This is a genomic window from Cobetia sp. MMG027 (assembly GCF_027947415.1).
Taxonomy (GTDB): domain Bacteria; phylum Pseudomonadota; class Gammaproteobacteria; order Pseudomonadales; family Halomonadaceae; genus Cobetia; species Cobetia marina.
On the sequence record NZ_JAQJIO010000007.1, the window covers coordinates 201,376 to 218,453 of the forward strand.

The 17,078-nt window shown below is 62.3% G+C and carries 16 protein-coding genes; 13 read left to right on the forward strand and 3 right to left on the reverse strand.

What is annotated here, in order from left to right; all coding sequences use genetic code 11:
* Positions 1-7: 7 nt before the first annotated feature.
* Positions 8-1,018 carry an LLM class flavin-dependent oxidoreductase gene (locus tag PJK54_RS11555; protein ID WP_176494097.1) on the reverse strand — a complete coding sequence of 337 codons (1,011 nt, stop codon included), beginning with the start codon at positions 1,016-1,018 and terminating at the stop codon, positions 8-10.
* Positions 1,019-1,250: 232 nt separating this feature from the next.
* On the opposite strand from PJK54_RS11555, the gene PJK54_RS11560 reads away from it, so the two are divergent.
* The 9 genes from PJK54_RS11560 to PJK54_RS11600 all read left to right on the forward strand — a co-directional run bounded on the left by PJK54_RS11560 (position 1,251) and on the right by PJK54_RS11600 (position 10,739).
* Positions 1,251-2,021: an extensin-like domain-containing protein gene (locus PJK54_RS11560; RefSeq protein WP_077371262.1), complete on the forward strand. Its 771-nt coding sequence runs from the start codon at positions 1,251-1,253 to the stop codon at positions 2,019-2,021.
* A gap of 270 nt (positions 2,022-2,291) precedes the next feature.
* Entirely contained in the window at positions 2,292-2,672 is a 381-nt protein-coding gene (locus PJK54_RS11565) for a hypothetical protein (RefSeq protein WP_077371264.1), read from the forward strand.
* Positions 2,673-2,752: 80 nt separating this feature from the next.
* A complete protein-coding gene (locus tag PJK54_RS11570) occupies positions 2,753-3,499 on the forward strand; it encodes an SAF domain-containing protein (RefSeq protein WP_077371266.1) in 747 nt (248 codons plus the stop codon).
* A gap of 131 nt (positions 3,500-3,630) precedes the next feature.
* A complete protein-coding gene (locus PJK54_RS11575; protein WP_077371268.1) occupies positions 3,631-5,568 on the forward strand; it encodes a pilus assembly protein N-terminal domain-containing protein in 1,938 nt (645 codons plus the stop codon).
* A 10-nt stretch (positions 5,569-5,578) separates the two neighbouring features.
* Entirely contained in the window at positions 5,579-6,346 is a 768-nt protein-coding gene (locus PJK54_RS11580; protein WP_077371270.1) for a tetratricopeptide repeat protein, read from the forward strand.
* Positions 6,343-7,779, forward strand: coding sequence for a CpaF family protein (locus tag PJK54_RS11585; protein ID WP_077371272.1), 1,437 nt, complete (start codon positions 6,343-6,345; stop codon positions 7,777-7,779). The genes PJK54_RS11580 and PJK54_RS11585 overlap by 4 nt, the downstream gene beginning before the upstream one ends.
* A gap of 1 nt (position 7,780) precedes the next feature.
* The gene (locus PJK54_RS11590; RefSeq protein ID WP_167592994.1) at positions 7,781-8,644 is read left to right on the forward strand and encodes a type II secretion system F family protein; all 864 of its coding nucleotides are present in this window, start codon (positions 7,781-7,783) and stop codon (positions 8,642-8,644) included.
* Positions 8,641-9,522, forward strand: coding sequence for a type II secretion system F family protein (locus tag PJK54_RS11595; protein ID WP_271302890.1), 882 nt, complete (start codon positions 8,641-8,643; stop codon positions 9,520-9,522). Before PJK54_RS11590 ends, PJK54_RS11595 begins: the two co-directional genes overlap by 4 nt.
* A 50-nt stretch (positions 9,523-9,572) precedes the next feature.
* On the forward strand, positions 9,573-10,739 hold the full coding sequence (locus tag PJK54_RS11600; protein ID WP_271302891.1) for a hypothetical protein: 1,167 nt from the start codon (positions 9,573-9,575) through the stop codon (positions 10,737-10,739).
* A 52-nt stretch (positions 10,740-10,791) separates the two neighbouring features.
* Here the strand turns inward: PJK54_RS11600 and PJK54_RS11605 are convergent, their stop codons facing one another.
* Entirely contained in the window at positions 10,792-11,214 is a 423-nt protein-coding gene (locus PJK54_RS11605; RefSeq protein ID WP_077371280.1) for a VOC family protein, read from the reverse strand.
* 255 nt (positions 11,215-11,469) lie between these two features.
* On the opposite strand from PJK54_RS11605, the gene PJK54_RS11610 reads away from it, so the two are divergent.
* From PJK54_RS11610 to PJK54_RS11625, 4 genes are all read left to right on the forward strand, one after another.
* On the forward strand, positions 11,470-12,165 hold the full coding sequence (locus PJK54_RS11610) for an SCO family protein (protein WP_271302892.1): 696 nt from the start codon (positions 11,470-11,472) through the stop codon (positions 12,163-12,165).
* A complete protein-coding gene (locus tag PJK54_RS11615) occupies positions 12,162-12,635 on the forward strand; it encodes a hypothetical protein (RefSeq protein ID WP_271302893.1) in 474 nt (157 codons plus the stop codon). The genes PJK54_RS11610 and PJK54_RS11615 overlap by 4 nt, the downstream gene beginning before the upstream one ends.
* 111 nt (positions 12,636-12,746) lie before the next feature.
* Complete coding sequence (locus PJK54_RS11620) at positions 12,747-14,264, forward strand: PepSY-associated TM helix domain-containing protein (RefSeq protein ID WP_271302894.1); 1,518 nt, start codon at positions 12,747-12,749, stop codon at positions 14,262-14,264.
* A complete protein-coding gene (locus PJK54_RS11625) occupies positions 14,261-16,429 on the forward strand; it encodes a TonB-dependent receptor domain-containing protein (protein ID WP_271302895.1) in 2,169 nt (722 codons plus the stop codon). The genes PJK54_RS11620 and PJK54_RS11625 overlap by 4 nt, the downstream gene beginning before the upstream one ends.
* Before the next feature lie 154 nt (positions 16,430-16,583).
* Here PJK54_RS11625 and PJK54_RS11630 read toward each other — a convergent pair whose 3' ends face one another.
* A complete protein-coding gene (locus tag PJK54_RS11630; protein WP_442870679.1) occupies positions 16,584-16,994 on the reverse strand; it encodes an NAD(P)H-dependent oxidoreductase in 411 nt (136 codons plus the stop codon).
* Positions 16,995-17,078 lie beyond the last annotated feature (84 nt).

The window sequence follows — 17,078 nt, forward strand, 5'->3', positions numbered from 1 at the left end:
CTTTCGGTCAACGCCTGGCGACCTCGGCCAGTATCTCGTAACTCTTCAGACGGTCCGCGTGGTCATAGAAGTCCGAGTTGAACATCAATTCGTCCGCCTGCGTCACTTCCAGCAAGTGCTCGAGTTCGCGGTGAATGCGCTCAGGCCCACCGATGATGGCGGCTGCCAGATTCTGGCCGACCATGGCTTCTTCCCGCGCTGACCAGTCCAGCGTCTCGCGGGGTGGCAGGGCGCGCGTGCTCTCGCCGCGGATCAGGTTGAGGAACTTCTGTTGCTGGGTGCTGGCCAGGAAGTGGGCGCGTTCATCACTCTCGGCGGCGATCAACGGCAGGCCTAGCATCACGTAGGGCGCGTCCAGCACCTCGGAGGGCGTGAAGTTCTCACGATAGAGCCGGATGGCCTCCAGCATGTAGCCGGGCGCGAACTGGCCGGCGAAGGCGAAGGGCAGTCCCTTCTCGGCCGCCAGGCGTGCACTGAAATCACTCGACCCCAACAGCCACAGGGGCACATGAGTGCCCTGACCCGGCATGGCCTTGACGCGCTGGGCGGGGGAAGCCTCGCCCAGGTACTGCTCAAGCTCGGCCAGCCGCTGAGGGAAGTCGTGCACGCCGGCGGAGGGATCGCGGCGCATCGCCTGCATGGTGATGCCATCGGAGCCCGGCGCTCGCCCGAGTCCCAGATCGATGCGGTCAGGATAGAGCGTGGCCAGGGTACCGAACTGCTCGGCCACCACCAGAGGGGGATGGTTGGGCAGCATGATGCCGCCGGAGCCGACTCTCAGACGTGATGTCTTGCCGGCGACATGGCCGATCAGCACTGATGTCGCGGCACTGGCGATCCCATCGATGTTGTGATGCTCTGCCAGCCACAGGCGATGAAAGCCCAGCGCTTCGACATGCTGGGCGAGGCTGACGCTATTGTGGAAGGTTTCGGCAACACTGCCGGTGTCTCGGATGGGGGCAAGGTCCAGTACCGAGAGCGGTATCCTGCCCAGTCGTGAGGTGGATGCTGTCGTCATGTTCGCTCCTGAAATCGCGTTGCCGTGCAGAGGCAGCCAGAGGATCGCGGCCCATCTGGGTGCGTCTGACCGCTCTGCTGGATTGCGCCCAGCATAGTGGACAGGCGAGTGTCTGGCAGCGCCTCATCCTTCATTTCACTGTTTCTGATATGGCATGCATGGGAGATGTCTCGGGCATGCCGGGAGCCTAACGCGGCGACGAGGGGCTCGAGTCACGAAGAGGAGACATGTCATGGACAGACCGCAACGCAAGGCAGGACACAAGGGCCGGTGGGTCACGCTGACCTGCCTGGCAGTCATCCTGTTGGGCGTCGCGCTTCAGCGGGACATCCTCGTGCTGTCACGCTGGATACCCGCGCATCATCTGCCGTGGACGCCCCTGCAATTGGGCGACCCGCCCGGCATGCTGACCGGCTGGAAGCTCTCACGACTCAACGATGACCCGGCCGCCTGTCGCGCCTTTCTCGAGCGGGAAGCCCCGCAACGGGTGACCTTTCTGCCGGATCGCTCCAGTGACAGTGGCTGTGGGCTCATCAACAGCGTGCGCATGCATGCCGTGCCCGGGGACACGGGCAAGGGGCAGGGCGTTCGCTTCAACCAGTCCTTCATCGCCAGCTGTCCATTGGCCGTGAGCTGGTTGCGTTTCGAGCGCCATGGCCTGCAGACGGCGGCGCAGGAGGTGATGGGGAGTAGGGTGGCGCAGGTGGCCCATCTGGGGAGCTATGCCTGTCGCAATATCTATGGGCGTGAGAACGCACGTCGCAGTGAGCATGCCACCGCAGGTGCGCTGGATGTCTCAGGCTTCACGCTGGCGGATGGGCGTCAGGTCCGCCTACCACGCGACTGGACGGCACCAGAGGATGAGGCTGCCCCGGGGCGTTTCCTGCGCGCCGTGCAAGACGCTGCCTGCGAGAGCTTCGGCACCGTGCTGGGGCCAGATTACAACGCGGCACATCGTGATCATTTCCATCTTGGCACACGGGGCTGGCGATTCTGCCGGTGATTCCTCACGGCGTCTGAGCGGCGCTTGCCAAGCCGGCCAACCTTGATCGAAAAGGGCACTGATGCGACTCGCACAGTGCCTTTTTCATGTCTGATGACTTCGCCATTTCCGGTGTGACATGGCACGACACATTATTTTGCAGTTGAAACTCTCAGAACCCATTAATCTTCATGGCGTGGGCAGACGATGCAGATGAAAGTCTGACGGTGGCCACGAATTGTCGGACAGGAAAGCGACGCTGACGTAGATATCCTCACTGGAGATTCTCAGATGAAAAAGATAACCAAGAAGTCCCAGGCAGGTTTCGTGATGACGACCGAGTTGGTGCTGATTCTTTCCGTCATGGTAATCGGCATGGTCGTCGGATTGGTCACCATGCGAGATTCATTGACGGCTGAAATGGAAGATGTGGCAGAAGCTATCGGCCAGCTTGATCAATCCTATGCATTTGATGGTCTGGTTAACGCGGAAGGTACGGCATTCCTGGAAGGTTCGGGCTTCATTGACAGTACCGATACCAATGCCGGTGACGAAGTTACCTTTGATTTCGTGGCGGTCGACTTCACCGAGTCCGGCGCTGCAAATGGCTCGGGGCCAAGTACTGGTGGCGCTGCGGATGATGCGGCAAGTGCCAGCAGCTTCACTCCGTAATCGACATCGCCACGGGTCGGGTATCAGCGTCAGGATGCCCGGCCCGCCCGCCATGCCTTAACTGAATATCGGAGGATGCCATGAACATTCGTCTCAATGGCAGCACGACGATCGCTATGGTCGTTTTCCTGATATCCACCTCGATGGCAAGCCTGTTGGGGTATCGACAGTACGAGCGTGTGGGGGCTGAAGAGGTGCTGGTGGCCAACGATCTCATCGCTCGGGGTCAGATCGTCACCCCTCAGATGCTGGAACTCAAGATGATGAAGGATGTGGCAGGAGGGTTGCAGGACATGAGCATGGCAATCGGTAAGGTCATGACGCGCAATCGTCTGCCAGGGGATGTCATCCAGTCCCAGGATCTCCAGCCGGTGAAACGTCAAAGTCTCTCGCACTACATTCCTGAGGATAGAGTACTTTTTTCGCTCCCCATGGCGAGCCATTCTTTCCCCGTCTCACAGATAAAACCCAGTGATACCTTCGATGTAATCGGTAGCCTGAACGGGCGAGTTCGTGTCATTGCACAGCAGGTTCGCCTGATGGGTACCATGAACAATCCGCAGCCTTCTCCGGTGGAGAGTGGCCCCCTGTCATCGCTGTCACCTCAGGTCATCGGCAAGTCTTCCAGCCAGACATCCGGCCTGGTCATCGCGGCTCTTCCTGAGGATATCTTCCGGCTTGCAAGCCTGGGCGTGCAGGAAAGAGTGTCATTGGTGTTGCATGGCAAGGAGGTCAAGCATCGTTTACCTATCGCACCTGCCGTTCAGACGCGTCAAATCGAGATTTATCAGGGATTGCAACGTCGGAAGGTGGAAATAAGGTTGTAAGCCCTTGGTCAAGGTTTCAATGATATTTAAATGTACTGATGAGTTAACTTCATAAAGGCACGTGCAATACCTCTTTTCTTGCGACCGCCCCCTTGGCCACGTCGGCAACATCACTATCGCCTGGAGATGATATGAGCAAGCTTACCGCTTTTCTCCCAGAATGCTCTGGCGTCATTCTCTGCCTGTCGCTTGCCTGTGCTGGGCAGTATGCTGTGGCCGCCGAGATGGGTAACGACAGCACACCTGCTCAAGGACTCATCAATGTGGATACGGCCTACAGCAGCGGCAGTTCCCGTTCGCGCACCCTGGTGCAGTGGACGCACGCGCGATTGGCCTTCGGCAAGGACATCGAACGCATTGCCGTCGGCAAGCAGAGCATCATCGAGGTCGAGGTGATCGGCGGCCGGGAAGTCCTGATGCTGGGCAAGGAAGTCGGTCGTACCACGGTGATGGTGTGGTACGCCGATGGCAGCAACGAATCCTTTCTGTTCAGCGTGAGCCCGGATCTGAGTGTCCTGGGCAGTGCGCTGCGCGAGATTCACCCCTCCATCTCCATTCATTCCGCCCCGGACAGGCCTGTACTGGTGATGCGCGGCAAGGTGCCCACGGCGGACTATCGTCAGGCCGCCCAGCAGGCCGCGATGGATTACTTGCTCTCCGGTCAGCGGGGTGGCATCCAGCCTGCTGCCGCGGGAATGCCAGCGGGAGCACCGACGATGGGCATGAGCACCAGCATGGCAAGCCCGGTCATCAACCTCATCAAGGTGACCCAGAAGCCCAAGCCGATTGCCGACAAGCTCAAGGAGGCCATCGCGTCGCTGGGGGGAGAGGAGGTCACGGTCAGGCGGCTGCAATTCGGTGAGATGCCCAATGATCTCTTCGATACCTTCCTGCTGGAAGGGGAGGTGCGTGATCAGGTGGCGTTGACGCGGATTCTGAATGTCGCGGCGCGCGTTGTCGGGGGCAGTCCGCTGGCCGGTGGTGATGCGGGGATCGATGTGCTGGCGGATGAGTCCGGGGCGCTGATGGGGGACAACGCTCGCGCCGGGGGCTACGGAGGCTCGATCACCTCCAGCAGTGGTGTCGGTGGTGGCGGCAGCCTGAGCAACAACATTCGCAACAATATCGCCCGCTCCAAGGTGCTTTCCATCGCGGGCGGGCGCCTCATCTCGATGATCGAGGTCCGTGACGTGCCGCAGGTACGGGTGGCGATCCAGATGCATGAGGTCAATCGCTCGCGCATGAAGGCCTGGCGTCCGGACCTGAGCATCATGACCAACGGCTACAACGCCAGTGGTCCGCTGGCGCTGGGCGAGACCGGCGCCGCCGGTGCCTCGGGGCTCGAGAATGCCCTGCAGATTCTGGATGGCACCCTGATCAACAACCTGCAGATCGGCGGCAGTGACATCGCCTTTGACCTGCTGTTCAGCCTGATGGAGAACGAAGGCATCTCTCGCACGCTGTCACGCCCGACCTTGACGGTGCTGGCCGGCGAGAGCTCGGTCTTCCAGGTCGGCGGCGAGATTCCGGTTCCCTCCGCCTTCGCGCCTTCCGGCGTGGGCCAGGATGACACTCTGGGCGCCAACACCAACGGGGTGTTCAGCGGGACTGACTTCAAGTCGTTCGGGGTCCAGCTCAGCGTGCGTGCCCTGGTCGATGAAAATGATCGCATCACGCTGGATGTGCTGCCTACCATCTCGACGCCGGACACCCTGCTGACTCAGCAGATTGCCGACAGCACCGGCTCCGAACTCAACAGTACCGCCTTCAATGTGCGCAGCCTGCGCACCACCACGCGCCTGCGCGACGGGCAGCCGCTGATTCTGGGCGGACTGGTCTCGCGTGACATGAGTGGCCAGGAAGACCGCGTGCCCGGCGCCAGTGATGTCCCGCTGCTCGGCTGGATGACACGCTCCTTCAATCGTTCCGATGTCGACAAGGAGCTGGTCATCATCGTGACCCCCACCTTGATACGGGAGCCGATCAATGAAGTCGCCCAGTGGAGTTTCCCGGATGGTGCCAGCCGTCTTGCCGACATGCCGCTGAGTCGTCTGCCATCTTCGCGTTGAGGAGTCCGTCATGAACATTCGTGAATCCGTGTGTCGTCTTGGGGTACTGGGCGTGATGGTGGGGTGGTTGGCTGGCTGTGGCTCCATCGACAGCATGCGGGAGTCTCGCCCGGATGCCGGAGATCGCCTCGAGTACCTCAACGAGCGCTATCAGCAGTTGATGGTGCAGGGCCGAACCTGTCTGGAGCTTGAGGATGTGGCAAGCCCGATGGTGGATTGCCAGCGCCTGCTGCGGGAAGCGGAGCGGCTGCACGTCGAGTACCCGCGCAATCCCGAAGTCCTGTACTTCAATGCCTTGCTGAGTCATGCGGCGGGACGTGGAGACAAGGCCCAGTTCTTCCTTGATCAAATGAGCATCGGGCCCTCGCACCCGCCGGAGGCCTTCGTGCTGCGCAGTCAGTTGGCGCTGGAAGAGGGCAACACGACCCTGGCGCGCAACGTGCTCGAACGTGGCATGTTGCTGCACCCGAATTATGCCGGTCTCTATGAAGGGCTGGCTGCGGTGGGCTATGTCGAGGGGCGTTATGACGATGCCGAGCAGCAGTTGACGCTGGCCTCGCGTCTCGGGGCGCCTGCCTGGCGGGTGGAGTATCACCGCGGCTTGATCAATGAGGCGCAGGGGCATCTGGCGGACGCCTGCCGTCAGTTCGATGCCAGTCTGGCCCGCAGGCAGGACCATCAACCGGCACGTGCCCATCTGCTGCGCCTGGCGACGGCAGGGCATTGTCGGGGCGATGCCCTGAAGGCAGCGGCTGGTGGGATGAGGATTTCCTCATGAACGGCGCACTGTCACGCATGCGACGTAGCCGAGCGTCCTCACAGGATGCTGAACGCCTCGCAGTGAGCGAAGCCGAGGAGGTGCCGGTTGCTGAGACATGTGCCTTGATCGCGCCCGAGATCATGGATCGTCTCAAGCGCGTACTGGTCACGCGTCTGGCCGATGAGCAGGGACAGGCCGTGCGTTACCGTCGTCTTGGGACGCGCCAGGGTGAGCTGGAGGGAGATCATCAGACTGCCTTGGAAGGGGTGAAGCAGCGTCTGGCCTCCTCGCTCACCGTGCTCTGCGAGGAGTACCAGATCCAGCTCGATGGGCCCAGTCGCGAGCGACTGCTGGCCAGTCTGACCAATGATCTCTGTGGTTTCGGTCCGCTCACCGAGTTGATGAGTGATGAGAGCGTGAGTGACATCCTCGTCAATGGCGCTGATGAGATCTGGGTGGATCGAGGCGGGCGACTGGAGGCCACCTCACTCAGTTTCGATGACGAGGCGCATCTGCAGCGCTTCGTCGCGCGCCTGATCGCGCCGCTCGGCAAGCACCTGGATGCCTCAAACCCCATCGTGGATGCACGTCTGGCCGATGGCAGTCGTCTGCATGCGGTCTGCGCACCCCTGACCCCCGATGGCATCCTCGTCTCGATTCGCCGGTTCCGCCGGCACCATCTCACCGGGGCGAGGCTCGTGGACAGCGGATTTTTGAGTCCGGGCCTGCTGGCGTTGCTGGAAGCGGCCGTGGTCGCTCGGCTCAACATCGTCATCAGCGGCGGTGCCGGAGCCGGCAAGACCTCCTTGCTCAACCATCTGGCCGGTTACATCAATGCGCGCGAGCGGCTGGTGAGCGTGGAGGAGTGCGCCGAGCTGGATCTGCAGCATCCGCATGTCGTCAGGCTGGAAAGCTATCCCGTCGCCGGAGACACGCCGCGCCCACAGGGGCTGGGGGAGCTTCTGCGCGCGGCATTGAGGATGCGCGCGGACCGTATCATCGTCGGCGAGGCACGTGGTGGTGAAGTCTTCGAGATGCTGCAGGCCATGACGGTGGGGCATGACGGCAGCCTGACCACCCTGCATGCCAATGGCGCGCTGGATGTGCCGGTGCGCATGCTGGCACTGGCCTTGATGAGCAGTGCTCACCCGGACCGTCAGGTGATCGAGGAGATGGTGCGTCTGAGCGGGGCGCTGATCGTGCATCTCGAGCGCGATGCCGATGGCCACCGTCAGCTTGCCAGCCTGGCCTGGCTGGGTGAGGCGCGTCCTCGTGAGCTGTTGCAGCGTCGTGCAGGCATGCCGGCCGGTGAGGCATGTGATGAAGACGCCTATCAGGCCGACCCGGAGGTGCTGGATGCCTTCCTCGCGCATCTGGCATCGCGCGGGGCTTCCCTGGCAAGCGGTGTCAGGGATGGCTGGTGCCAGGGCCCGTCACCGCAGGGGAACTGACATGCTGATCCTGCTGCTGGTCTGCATCGCGCTGTCTGCCCTGTGGTTGATCATCAGCATGATCAGGGCGCAGCGTTTCATGGGCGCGGATACCACGCTCGGGCTGATGCACCGCCGAGAGATGCCGCGTCTCGAGCGCCTGCTGGCGTTGCTGGACATCAGCATGCGGCCGGTGCTGTTCGTGGCGGGCGTGTGGGGAAGCAGCGTGATGATCTTCGTGATCTTCCTCGGCTGGTTCCCCGGCAACCTGTTGCTCGCCTCACTGGCATTGATGACGAGCCTGTTGCTGGTCGGCTTCCTGCTGCATGAATTCGCCAGTCGGCGCATCTTCCGCTTCGAGGGGGATCTGATCCAGGCGCTGGACATGCTGGAAGCGAGCCTGAAGTTGGGAGACAACCTGCGCAACGGGCTGCGCCTGGCGGGGGCATCGTCCCTCAAGGCCTCACGCCGCGAACTGATGCAGCTTGTCTATCGGCTGGATATGGGACTGTCACTGAACGAGGCCTGCGAGCGGATGCTGCGCCTCTACCCCTGCGAGAGCGTCAGGCTGTTCACGGCGGCGATGATCAGCGCCGAGCGGCGTGGCATGAGCTTCGCAAGCCTGCTGCCCTCTCTGCTGCCCACGCTGCATGAGCGTTACCAGATGCGCCGTCAGCTGCGTACCGAACTGTCCGGTGCGCGCTACTCCCTGCTGGTGATCGCCTTGCTTCCCTACGCCATCGTGCCCTTCATTCTCTGGAAGGAGCCGGACTGGCTGAGATTGCTGCTGGAGCACCCGCTGGGCAGCGTGCTGTTGCTGGGCGCCGTGTGCTGCCAGATTCTGGGCTTTGCCTGGCTGCGTCACATGATGAGGAAGCAGCCATGAATGTCCTTGCCTCGCTGCCGTCATGGTCGCTCCCCGACGCCTACCTGCCGGACATCATCATCCTGTGTGTGCTGGGCGCGCTGCTGGCGCTGTATCTGGCCCTGCAGAGCACCTTCAGGGTTCGTCTGGAGCAGAGCGGCATCGCGCAGTTGCTGCAGGAGCTGTTGCGCAATCCCGACGACATCCGACAAGGCCGCTCACTCACGCCACGACGGCGCATGCGTCAGGCCGGGCTGGAGTCGCGTCGCGTGGTCTGGTGGTGGGTATTCCAGCTGATGTTGCCCGTTCTACTGGGCTTGCTGGTTCTGCGTGTTATGGGTACGGGGCTTGGCGGTCTGGCGGGCCTGCTGATGGGAATCCTCCTGCCGCATCTGTGGCTGGGGCAGCGTCGGCGTGAACGCCAGACACGCATCGCCGCGGCGCTGGGCCATCTGCTGGCTGTCTCGCTGGCGTATCAGCGCCATGGCCTGTCGCTGGCCGCATCGTTGCGCGAAGCTGCTCGTCAGGCACTGCCGCCTGCCCATCCGCTGGCCTTCGAGCTCGAACTGTTCAGTGCAGAACTGGAAGGCGGGTTGTCGCTCAAGGAAGCTGCCTCGCGAATTTCCAGGCGCACTGGCAGCCGCGAATTGCACCAGTTCGCCATGTTGCTGGTGGCGGGCAACCGGATGGGCAACCCCTTGCATGATGTGCTGGAAGCCTTTGCCGCCCAGCTGGCGCGCCAACAGAGCGAGCGCCAGCGCAAGGCGATGCAGCAACGCAGCGTCAAGGCGCTGTTTCCGATGTTGCTCGTCGGCGGCCCCTTGTTCTTCGTGCTGGTGATCTTTCCGGCCAGTCTGCGCGTTCAGGAGGTTCTGATCCTGATGAGAGAGCTGTGGTAATGCGGCGAGGCCGACAGCCTCGCCAGCACAATCATCTCGGGGGAAAGCACATGGCGGCAGATAAGAGGTCGGTCACTCACGCATGCCATTCGCCTGGCAGACAGGGCGGTTTTATCATTACCATCGAGCTGATCCTGATCACCTCGATCCTGATCATCGGCTCGCTGGTCGGGCTGGCAGCGATACGGGATGCCCTCTTCAAGCATTACATGACCCAGCAGTCACGCGAGCTGGTGGTCGAGGATGCCAACGGGCGCGCGCTGGGTGAGGTCTTCGATGTCGATGAGCATGACGCCCCGCGCATTCTGTATTTCGATCGCAGCCAGCCTCCCGTGGTCAGTCGCGCCTTGATCGGGATACGGGATGACCGCTTCTCCAGTCGTGAGCCACTCTATTACGCCACTGCCAACTGCAGTGGTGACCCTTGTCTCAAGTCCGCCAGTGATGAAGCGACCGACAGCCGTGATATCGCCGGTGACGTGAATGCCGGCAGTGTCAGCTATCTGCATGCGCTGCAGGGCGGACCTGTCTATGCCATCGGCCCTGGCGAACCTGCCGCCTTGCCGGGATTTCTCTATCGTGGAACACCCCAGCAATGTCCTTTCAGCGGCAGGGACGTGCAGTCGCGCTGGATATCGCAGAAGGTGATCGCGGGGACGCCTTGCGAGACGTTCACGCTGGAAGAGCAACAGAATCCGCCGGCGGATACCAGCTGTCTGTTGAGCACCGGGGTGCTCGACCTGTGCACGCCACCCCCCGGGACCGTCGCGCAGGATGACATTCTCACCAATTACCTCGGCCCGGTGGATGCGTTGGTGGATGCGACCCTGGGCACGGTGAATGCATTGCCCACCTGTAGTCTGCTGGGAGTCTGTGTTCCAGAAGTGGAGGTGGGAACCTTGTACTGTCCCGTGGGGACGCAGCTTCAGGAGGACGGTGACCTGGTGACCGCACTGGTACGTTCGCTGTTCGATCAATTGCGAGCTACCACTGACCTGGGACTGATCGAGCCCTTGCTGCAGCAGGTGACGAACCTGCTCCCCGGCACGCTTGAATGCTCCGCGGAAGGGGGCTTCCAGCTGGCGGAAAGCGTGCCTTCTGCCGAGAATCCCTCCGACAATGCGCTCGAAGGACTGGCAGCGCCCTTCCAGTTGCGGTCACCAGGCAGCGCAGGCAATGTCTGGTTCAGAACCTCGCCGGATGGAGAAGGGCGCTAGCGGCATGAGCCATCGGCGTGTCTTTTATTTCGTGTCTTTCACTGCGCGTCTTTCACTGCGCGTTCTTGACACCTCGGCTGATCACCGGCGCGCAGCGCTCGGGGTTGATGCTGACCACGCGCAGGCGATGCCCATCAGGCAACACACAGTCCAGGACCTGCCAGGCACAGCCCGGGGCGCTGCTGCCGTGGCTTTCCATCAAGTGTGCGCCGTGGGCCTGCAGCAGGTACCTGACATGGGGGAAGTCATCGCGATCCACCTCCAGGGTCAATTTGCGGCTGTCCGGTTGCTCTGCGCTCAACTGCAACAACAGGACGCTGGTCTGCCCATCGGGTGCGTGATGCAGTTCGAGCGTCGCGCTGGTCGCGTTGCGCAGCAATGTGGGCAGGGCGAGAGTCTCCTGGAAGAAGCGGCAGGCGGCTTCCAGATCGCGCACCTCCAGAATGGCTGGGTGCAGGGACAGGCGTTGAATCATGGGGGACCTCATGACAAGAGGGAGGGAATGAGCCTAGTGTCGTGGCAGTCCGAGGGCGACGCACTTTGAATCTGATGATGGTCATGATGGCTTGTCGCTATCGCAGCGTGCACCGAGCGTGGCGTGGCAACTTGTCGCATTTGTCGTATCTCGCGACTGAACCGTTAGCATCCGTGCAACTGACAGAGTCAGTGCCCATCGTCCAGGCGCACCGCATCGTGCGGTGACGCTCATTGCCATGCTTCCGGGGCTTTCATGTCGCTGCGCAAACTGGCCCTCATGGGGCTCAGTGCTCTCGCTATCATGTTGATCGTGCTGGTGATGGGGTTCAATGCCTCCCATCAACCGCGCGAGGCCTGGCCGACGACGCTGGAACTGTCTTCAACGCGCGGCACCTTGACTCCCGGCACGCTGGCCGGTGATGAATCCGGGCATCTGAGCCTGTTGATCCCCGGCTTCACCCATTGCCCGGATATCTGCCCGCTGTCTCTGGCGCGTCTGCAGATGGTCTGGCAGCGCCTGGACCTTCAGGATCAACACAGGTTGCACCCGCTGTTCCTGACCCTGGACCCCGCCCGCGACACCCTGCCTGTCCTCACTCGCTATCTTTCCGCCTTCCACCTGCCGGTGACAGGCCTTCGCACGGCCCCGGACGATGAGCAGAGTCTCAAGACCCTGACGCAGCGTTTGGGCCTCCAGTTTCATGTGCGCGAGCACGGTCCAGCCGCTCATCCTGCTGACGACTACATGATCGACCACAGCGTGGCGATTCTCGTCCTCGATGATCAGGGCCGTCTGCGCGATACCTTGCCGCTCAGTCAGACGCCGGCCCAGCTGGCCGATCGCATCGAACAGCTGCTCGACTCGGTGCATGACTCGGTGCATGACTCGGTGCACGACTCGATAGATCAGGGCACGGGGCATGATGTGCCAGCGGAGTCGGCCTCATGATGTCGGCTCCATGCTCGCGCCAGACTCGAGATGAGTCCGTCTCCTTCCACCGTGCACTGTCACGCCTGACGGCGGCCAATGGCCACGCGGTCTTCGTGATGTTGCTGGCGCTGGCCGCGATGCTGGTGATGCCACTGGCAGCGCCGCGTGTGGTGATGGTGAATGATCACGCTGTCTTCGAGAGTCCCGGTGCCGGACATTGGGTCAGCGGGGATAGCGACTGGATCACTCGCGCGGCACGCGAGAGTGGCTCCCAGGCGCAGATCACCCACAGTTCTGCCGCCTCGGATTGCCCATTGGCCAGCATGGCCGCCTTCACGCTGGCAGTGATCGCCGCCGTGCTGGTACTGATGCTGGCAGTCCTCGGGCGAGACGACACGCCTCGCCCATTGCCGGTCTCCCGACGGGAGATCGATGTCCATCTACGTCCTCCCGGGCGGGCACCTCCTTTCCCATCAGTGTTTGCGTGAACGCTTCCGGGGCCGTCGTGACGGCTCCAGACCATGTTCGGTGACCCCGCGTTGACCGACGGACCCTGGATCCGTCGCACGTGGGGCGCCTGCTGATGGGTAATTTGTGCAATGAAGACCGCAACAGACACTGGAACCGCCAGCCGCGCCGGGCGGGGGTTCAGCGATATCTACCGGGCAGTATGGCGCTGGCATTTCTATGCCGGCCTGTTGGTGCTGCCGTTTCTGGTACTGCTTTCCGTGACGGGAGGCCTGTACCTGTTCCGCGATGGCATCGATCAATTCGTCCATTCCGACCTGATGAAGGTCAACACGCCCGTCACGCAGAGTGCTCAGAATCCGGCAGTGACAAGCCTGCCGTTGAGCGAGCAGGTGGATCAGGCGCTCGCGAGTCTTCCGGGCACGCCGGTGCGCGTCGTGCCATCTCCCGCCCGTGACCTGACCACGGAAGTCGATATCGTGGCAGCCGATGGCAGTGGCAAGCAGGCCGTCTACGTCAATCCTTACAGCGGGGAAGTCCAGGGGCAGATGGCCTACCGCGACAGCATCATGTGGACGGTACGTCGTCTGCATAGCCTCGCGATCACGGGGCCGATCGGTAACGCGGCGCTGGAGATCGCTGCCGGGTGGTCGATCCTGCTCGTGTTCAGCGGGCTATATCTGTGGTGGCCGCGGGGGCAGAAAGGGGGGGTGGTCACGCTGCGGACCACGCCGGCGCGCCGGCTGTGGTGGCGGGACCTGCACGCCGTGTGTGGCATCATCGCGGCCGGCTTCATCGTGTTTCTCGCCGTGACCGGCATGCCGTGGTCGATGGTCTGGGGGGCCAAGGTCAACGAGTTGGCCAATGGGCATAACTATGGGTATCCCGATGGCGTGCGCGTGAACACGCCGATGTCGGATGCCCGCCTGGTGGATCAGGAATTGACCAGCTGGTCGCTTGAACAAGCCGTTATCCCGTTATCTTCCTTGCCGGGTGACACCGCTGATCCCATTGTCGACGAGGGTGAGCACGCCGGTCACGGCGGCTCTGGCGCAAGTTCCGCGCTGGTGAAAGCGGCTGTGCCACTGAGCGCTGCCGCGATTGCCCACGCCGATATCGGTCTCGACGAGGCAGAACGCATCTTCGCTCGCGAGGGCCTGGCGCCGGGCTATGCCATCAATCTGCCGAGCACCGCTCAGGGCGTCTATACCGGCTCCGTGTATCCGGATGCGCTGGAGCGCCAGCAGGTCGTGCATGTGGATCGCTACTCCGGCGATGTGCTGCTCGACATGCATTACGCCGACTACGGGCCGCTGGGACGGGCGCTGGAGTGGGGCATCAATGTGCATCTGGGGCAGCAGTACGGCCTGATCAATCAGCTGATTCTGCTGATGGCGTGTCTCGCGATGGTGATGATGAGCGTCGGGGCAGGCGTGATGTGGTGGAAGCGTCGTCCGGTGGGCGGTATCGGTATCCCGCCGCTGCCCAGGGAGCGCAAGCGTATCGCCGGTGTCTGGGGCTTGATGATGATCATCGGGGTGATCTTCCCGCTGGTCGGCCTCTCGCTGATCGTGATGGGCCTGCTCGATTGGCTGTGGATTCGTGTCAGTGCCTCTCGTCACCACGATGCGGCGGAGGCCAGCGCATGAAGCCGTCATCCGCCTTCTCATCACTTCCCTCAACCGTCTTCCCATCACTTCCGTCTTCTCCGCTCGCGCAGGCCATGAGCGGTCTGCCCAGTCGTCGGCGTCTGCCAGTGACGGTCGCGGCGGTATTGGCGAGCAGTGCCTCATTTGGCGTCCACGCCGAGGAGAGCTCCGTCTCGCAACTGCCTCTGGTGCATGTCGAGGCCGAGGCACCCATGGCCAGCCCCATCGTCGAGTCAAGCCAGGGGCATGCCAAGGGCAATCTGGATATCGGTGAGCAGTTGCGTGAGGTCAACGGTGTCAGTGGCTCTCGTCTGGGCAGTCATGGTGTCTCGGCCATCTTTCGGGCGCAGGGCGGTGAACGCCTGATTCAGGAGGTCGATGGGGCGCCGCTCTATCCGGCCTGCCCCGGGGGCATGGACACCACGCTGGGCTATGCGACCACCGGCAGTCAGTCGGATCTCACCCTCTACAAGGGCGCGCAGAGCGTCAGTCGTGGTCCCAGCTTTGCCGCAGGCACCGTCGAGGTGACGCGTCACACGCCATCACGCACCGACGATGACGGCGTGCATGGCACCTTGGGGGCCGGCTGGCGCAGCAATGACGATGCCACCAGCGAGACGCTGTCGCTGACCGCCAAGCAGGGCGATGTCTGGGCTGCGCTGGACGTCGAGCATTCCGAGCGCAACAACTATGAGGATGGCAACGGCAATACCCAGTCAGGCGCGTATCGCAGCGACAATGGCAGTGTCCGTGTCGGCGCCTTCGCCACCGAGGATGTCGCCATCGAGGCAGGGATCGCTGTCGTCAGGATCGACGATGCGCTCTATCCCACCATGGATGCGCCGCGCAGTGACATGGACCGCCAGTACCTCAAGTTGACCATCGACAACGTCGGGCCTTTCTCGCATACCGAATCGCAGATCAACCATGCTCGCGTCGTGCACGACATGGACAACGTCACCCTGCGTGACGTTGATGACTCCAGATCGAGCATGGACATGAGCTCGAGCATGGACATGAGCTCGGACATGGACATGAGCGACATGGCCATGTTCTCCAGCGCGACCACCGAGACCTGGTATGCCAGCACCCAGGGCGATATCCCGCTGACCGTCGCCGGGCGTGACGCGACACTGACATTGGGCGCTGACGCCGAGCGTCTGGAAAGCAACGCCGACTCCCGGATGGGCATGTCGCTGGACAGCCTCTCGGACAGTCAGACCTGGCCGGATGTCGTGCGCACGCGCGGTGGCGTATTTGCCGAGCTGGATACCACGCTGGATCAGGACAATCGTCTGGTGACTGGCGCGCGCTATGACGTCTCCCTAAGCGATGCGCGAGATGCCGATGAGGTGGTGGGCAGCAATGCCTCGGCCATCTCCGCCTGGAGGGATCAGTACGGAGAGGATGTCGAGGCCAGTCAGCGGGATGGGGAATTCAGTGCGCTGGCGCGCCTGGAGCATCGCGTCAATGATGAGGTGAAAGGCTACGCGGCGCTCAGTCGCAGCGTGCGCTTCCCTACCGCCACCGAGCGTTATTACAACCGCCAGTCCGAGACTGACGGTTGGCTGGGCAATCCCGAGCTTGAGCCCGAGATCCATCAGCAGCTCGAACTGGGCGTGGCAGTCAGGCAGGGCGCCTGGCGTTATTCGGCGGACACCTACTACAACCGGGTGCATGACTGGATCGAGTTGCGCGAAGGGGACTCGCTGACCACCTATGACAATGTCGAAGCCGAGATCTATGGTCTCGAGCTGGAGGCCAGCTGGCAGCAGCATGGCTGGCGGCATTCGGCAGGCGTCGCCGCCACCCACGGCACCAACCTGAGCGATGGCACGCCGTTGTCCCAGGTGGCACCGTTCAATGGCTATCTGGCGACACGCTATGACGCCGATGCCTGGTGGGCCGGTGCACGTCTCGATACGGCAGCACGCCAATCACGCATCTCCGACAGCGAACAGAAGACGGCAGGTTTCGGCATCGTCGGGCTGGAAGGGGGCTATCGTGTCACTGACGCCATCGAGCTGAGCGCCGGCATCTCCAACCTGTTCGACAAGGCCTACGCCTACCACGTCAATCGCTTCTACGATGATCCGCTGCAAGGCGACGTGCGCGTCAATGAGCCCGGGCGGATCTTCTGGACGCATGCCCGCTGGAGTTTCTGAGGTCCGCGTCACTGCAACAGTGAGCGCTGGTCGTTATCCGTTAGAGCGCGAGAAGCCCGCCATCGGTCGTCGAACATGACTGATGGCGGGCTTCTTGTTCAAGGCAAGTTACAGCTTGATGGCTCTCAGCGCTGGTGGGTTCTCCTCAGAGCCTTCAGGCGCGGCCGATATGCTCGCGCAGATGCTCACGATAGGCCCGCGTGTAAGCCTCCAGATCGGGATTCTTGATCACATCAGTGGCCAGATAGGTCGGAAGTGCCGACATGCCCAGGAATTCCATCGCCTTGTGCACGGGATAGTAGACGGCATCGATGCCTTTGCCTTCGAAGAAGTTGCCCGCTTCATCAAAGGCTTCGAGGGGTGCATTCCAGGTCAGTGACAGCATGTAGCTGCGGCCCTGCATCAAGCCACCCGTGCCGTAGCCCTGGGTCGGGTTGGTGCGGTGACGGCCATCGCTGGCATACAAGGCACCATGGCCTTCTGTCAGGACATCATCGAGATACTGCTTCACGGTCCACGGCAGGCCCATCCACCATGGGAATAGCGCTTTTTCCCGGCGATTCATACTAATTCTCTAATGTTACTTGCGGGCCTCAACCACGCGGGTTTGCGGCGTTTTTGTCTTCCTCCACGCTACCGTTGTATATCA

Excerpts from the sequence above, each read along its gene's own strand:
- PJK54_RS11605 (WP_077371280.1), bottom strand. The coding sequence starts at position 11,214 with ATGATTCAACGCCTGTCCCTGCACCCAGCCATTCTGGAGGTGCGCGAT.
- PJK54_RS11565 (WP_077371264.1), top strand. The coding sequence starts at position 2,292 with ATGAAAAAGATAACCAAGAAGTCCCAGGCAGGTTTCGTGATGACGACC.
- PJK54_RS11610 (WP_271302892.1), top strand. The coding sequence starts at position 11,470 with ATGTCGCTGCGCAAACTGGCCCTCATGGGGCTCAGTGCTCTCGCTATC.
- PJK54_RS11590 (WP_167592994.1), top strand. The coding sequence starts at position 7,781 with ATGCTGATCCTGCTGCTGGTCTGCATCGCGCTGTCTGCCCTGTGGTTG.
- PJK54_RS11600 (WP_271302891.1), top strand. The coding sequence starts at position 9,573 with ATGGCGGCAGATAAGAGGTCGGTCACTCACGCATGCCATTCGCCTGGC.
- PJK54_RS11585 (WP_077371272.1), top strand. The coding sequence starts at position 6,343 with ATGAACGGCGCACTGTCACGCATGCGACGTAGCCGAGCGTCCTCACAG.
- PJK54_RS11620 (WP_271302894.1), top strand. The coding sequence starts at position 12,747 with ATGAAGACCGCAACAGACACTGGAACCGCCAGCCGCGCCGGGCGGGGG.
- PJK54_RS11625 (WP_271302895.1), top strand. The coding sequence starts at position 14,261 with ATGAAGCCGTCATCCGCCTTCTCATCACTTCCCTCAACCGTCTTCCCA.
- PJK54_RS11575 (WP_077371268.1), top strand. The coding sequence starts at position 3,631 with ATGAGCAAGCTTACCGCTTTTCTCCCAGAATGCTCTGGCGTCATTCTC.
- PJK54_RS11630 (WP_442870679.1), bottom strand. The coding sequence starts at position 16,994 with ATGAATCGCCGGGAAAAAGCGCTATTCCCATGGTGGATGGGCCTGCCG.
- PJK54_RS11560 (WP_077371262.1), top strand. The coding sequence starts at position 1,251 with ATGGACAGACCGCAACGCAAGGCAGGACACAAGGGCCGGTGGGTCACG.
- PJK54_RS11570 (WP_077371266.1), top strand. The coding sequence starts at position 2,753 with ATGAACATTCGTCTCAATGGCAGCACGACGATCGCTATGGTCGTTTTC.
- PJK54_RS11580 (WP_077371270.1), top strand. The coding sequence starts at position 5,579 with ATGAACATTCGTGAATCCGTGTGTCGTCTTGGGGTACTGGGCGTGATG.
- PJK54_RS11615 (WP_271302893.1), top strand. The coding sequence starts at position 12,162 with ATGATGTCGGCTCCATGCTCGCGCCAGACTCGAGATGAGTCCGTCTCC.
- PJK54_RS11595 (WP_271302890.1), top strand. The coding sequence starts at position 8,641 with ATGAATGTCCTTGCCTCGCTGCCGTCATGGTCGCTCCCCGACGCCTAC.
- PJK54_RS11555 (WP_176494097.1), bottom strand. The coding sequence starts at position 1,018 with ATGACGACAGCATCCACCTCACGACTGGGCAGGATACCGCTCTCGGTA.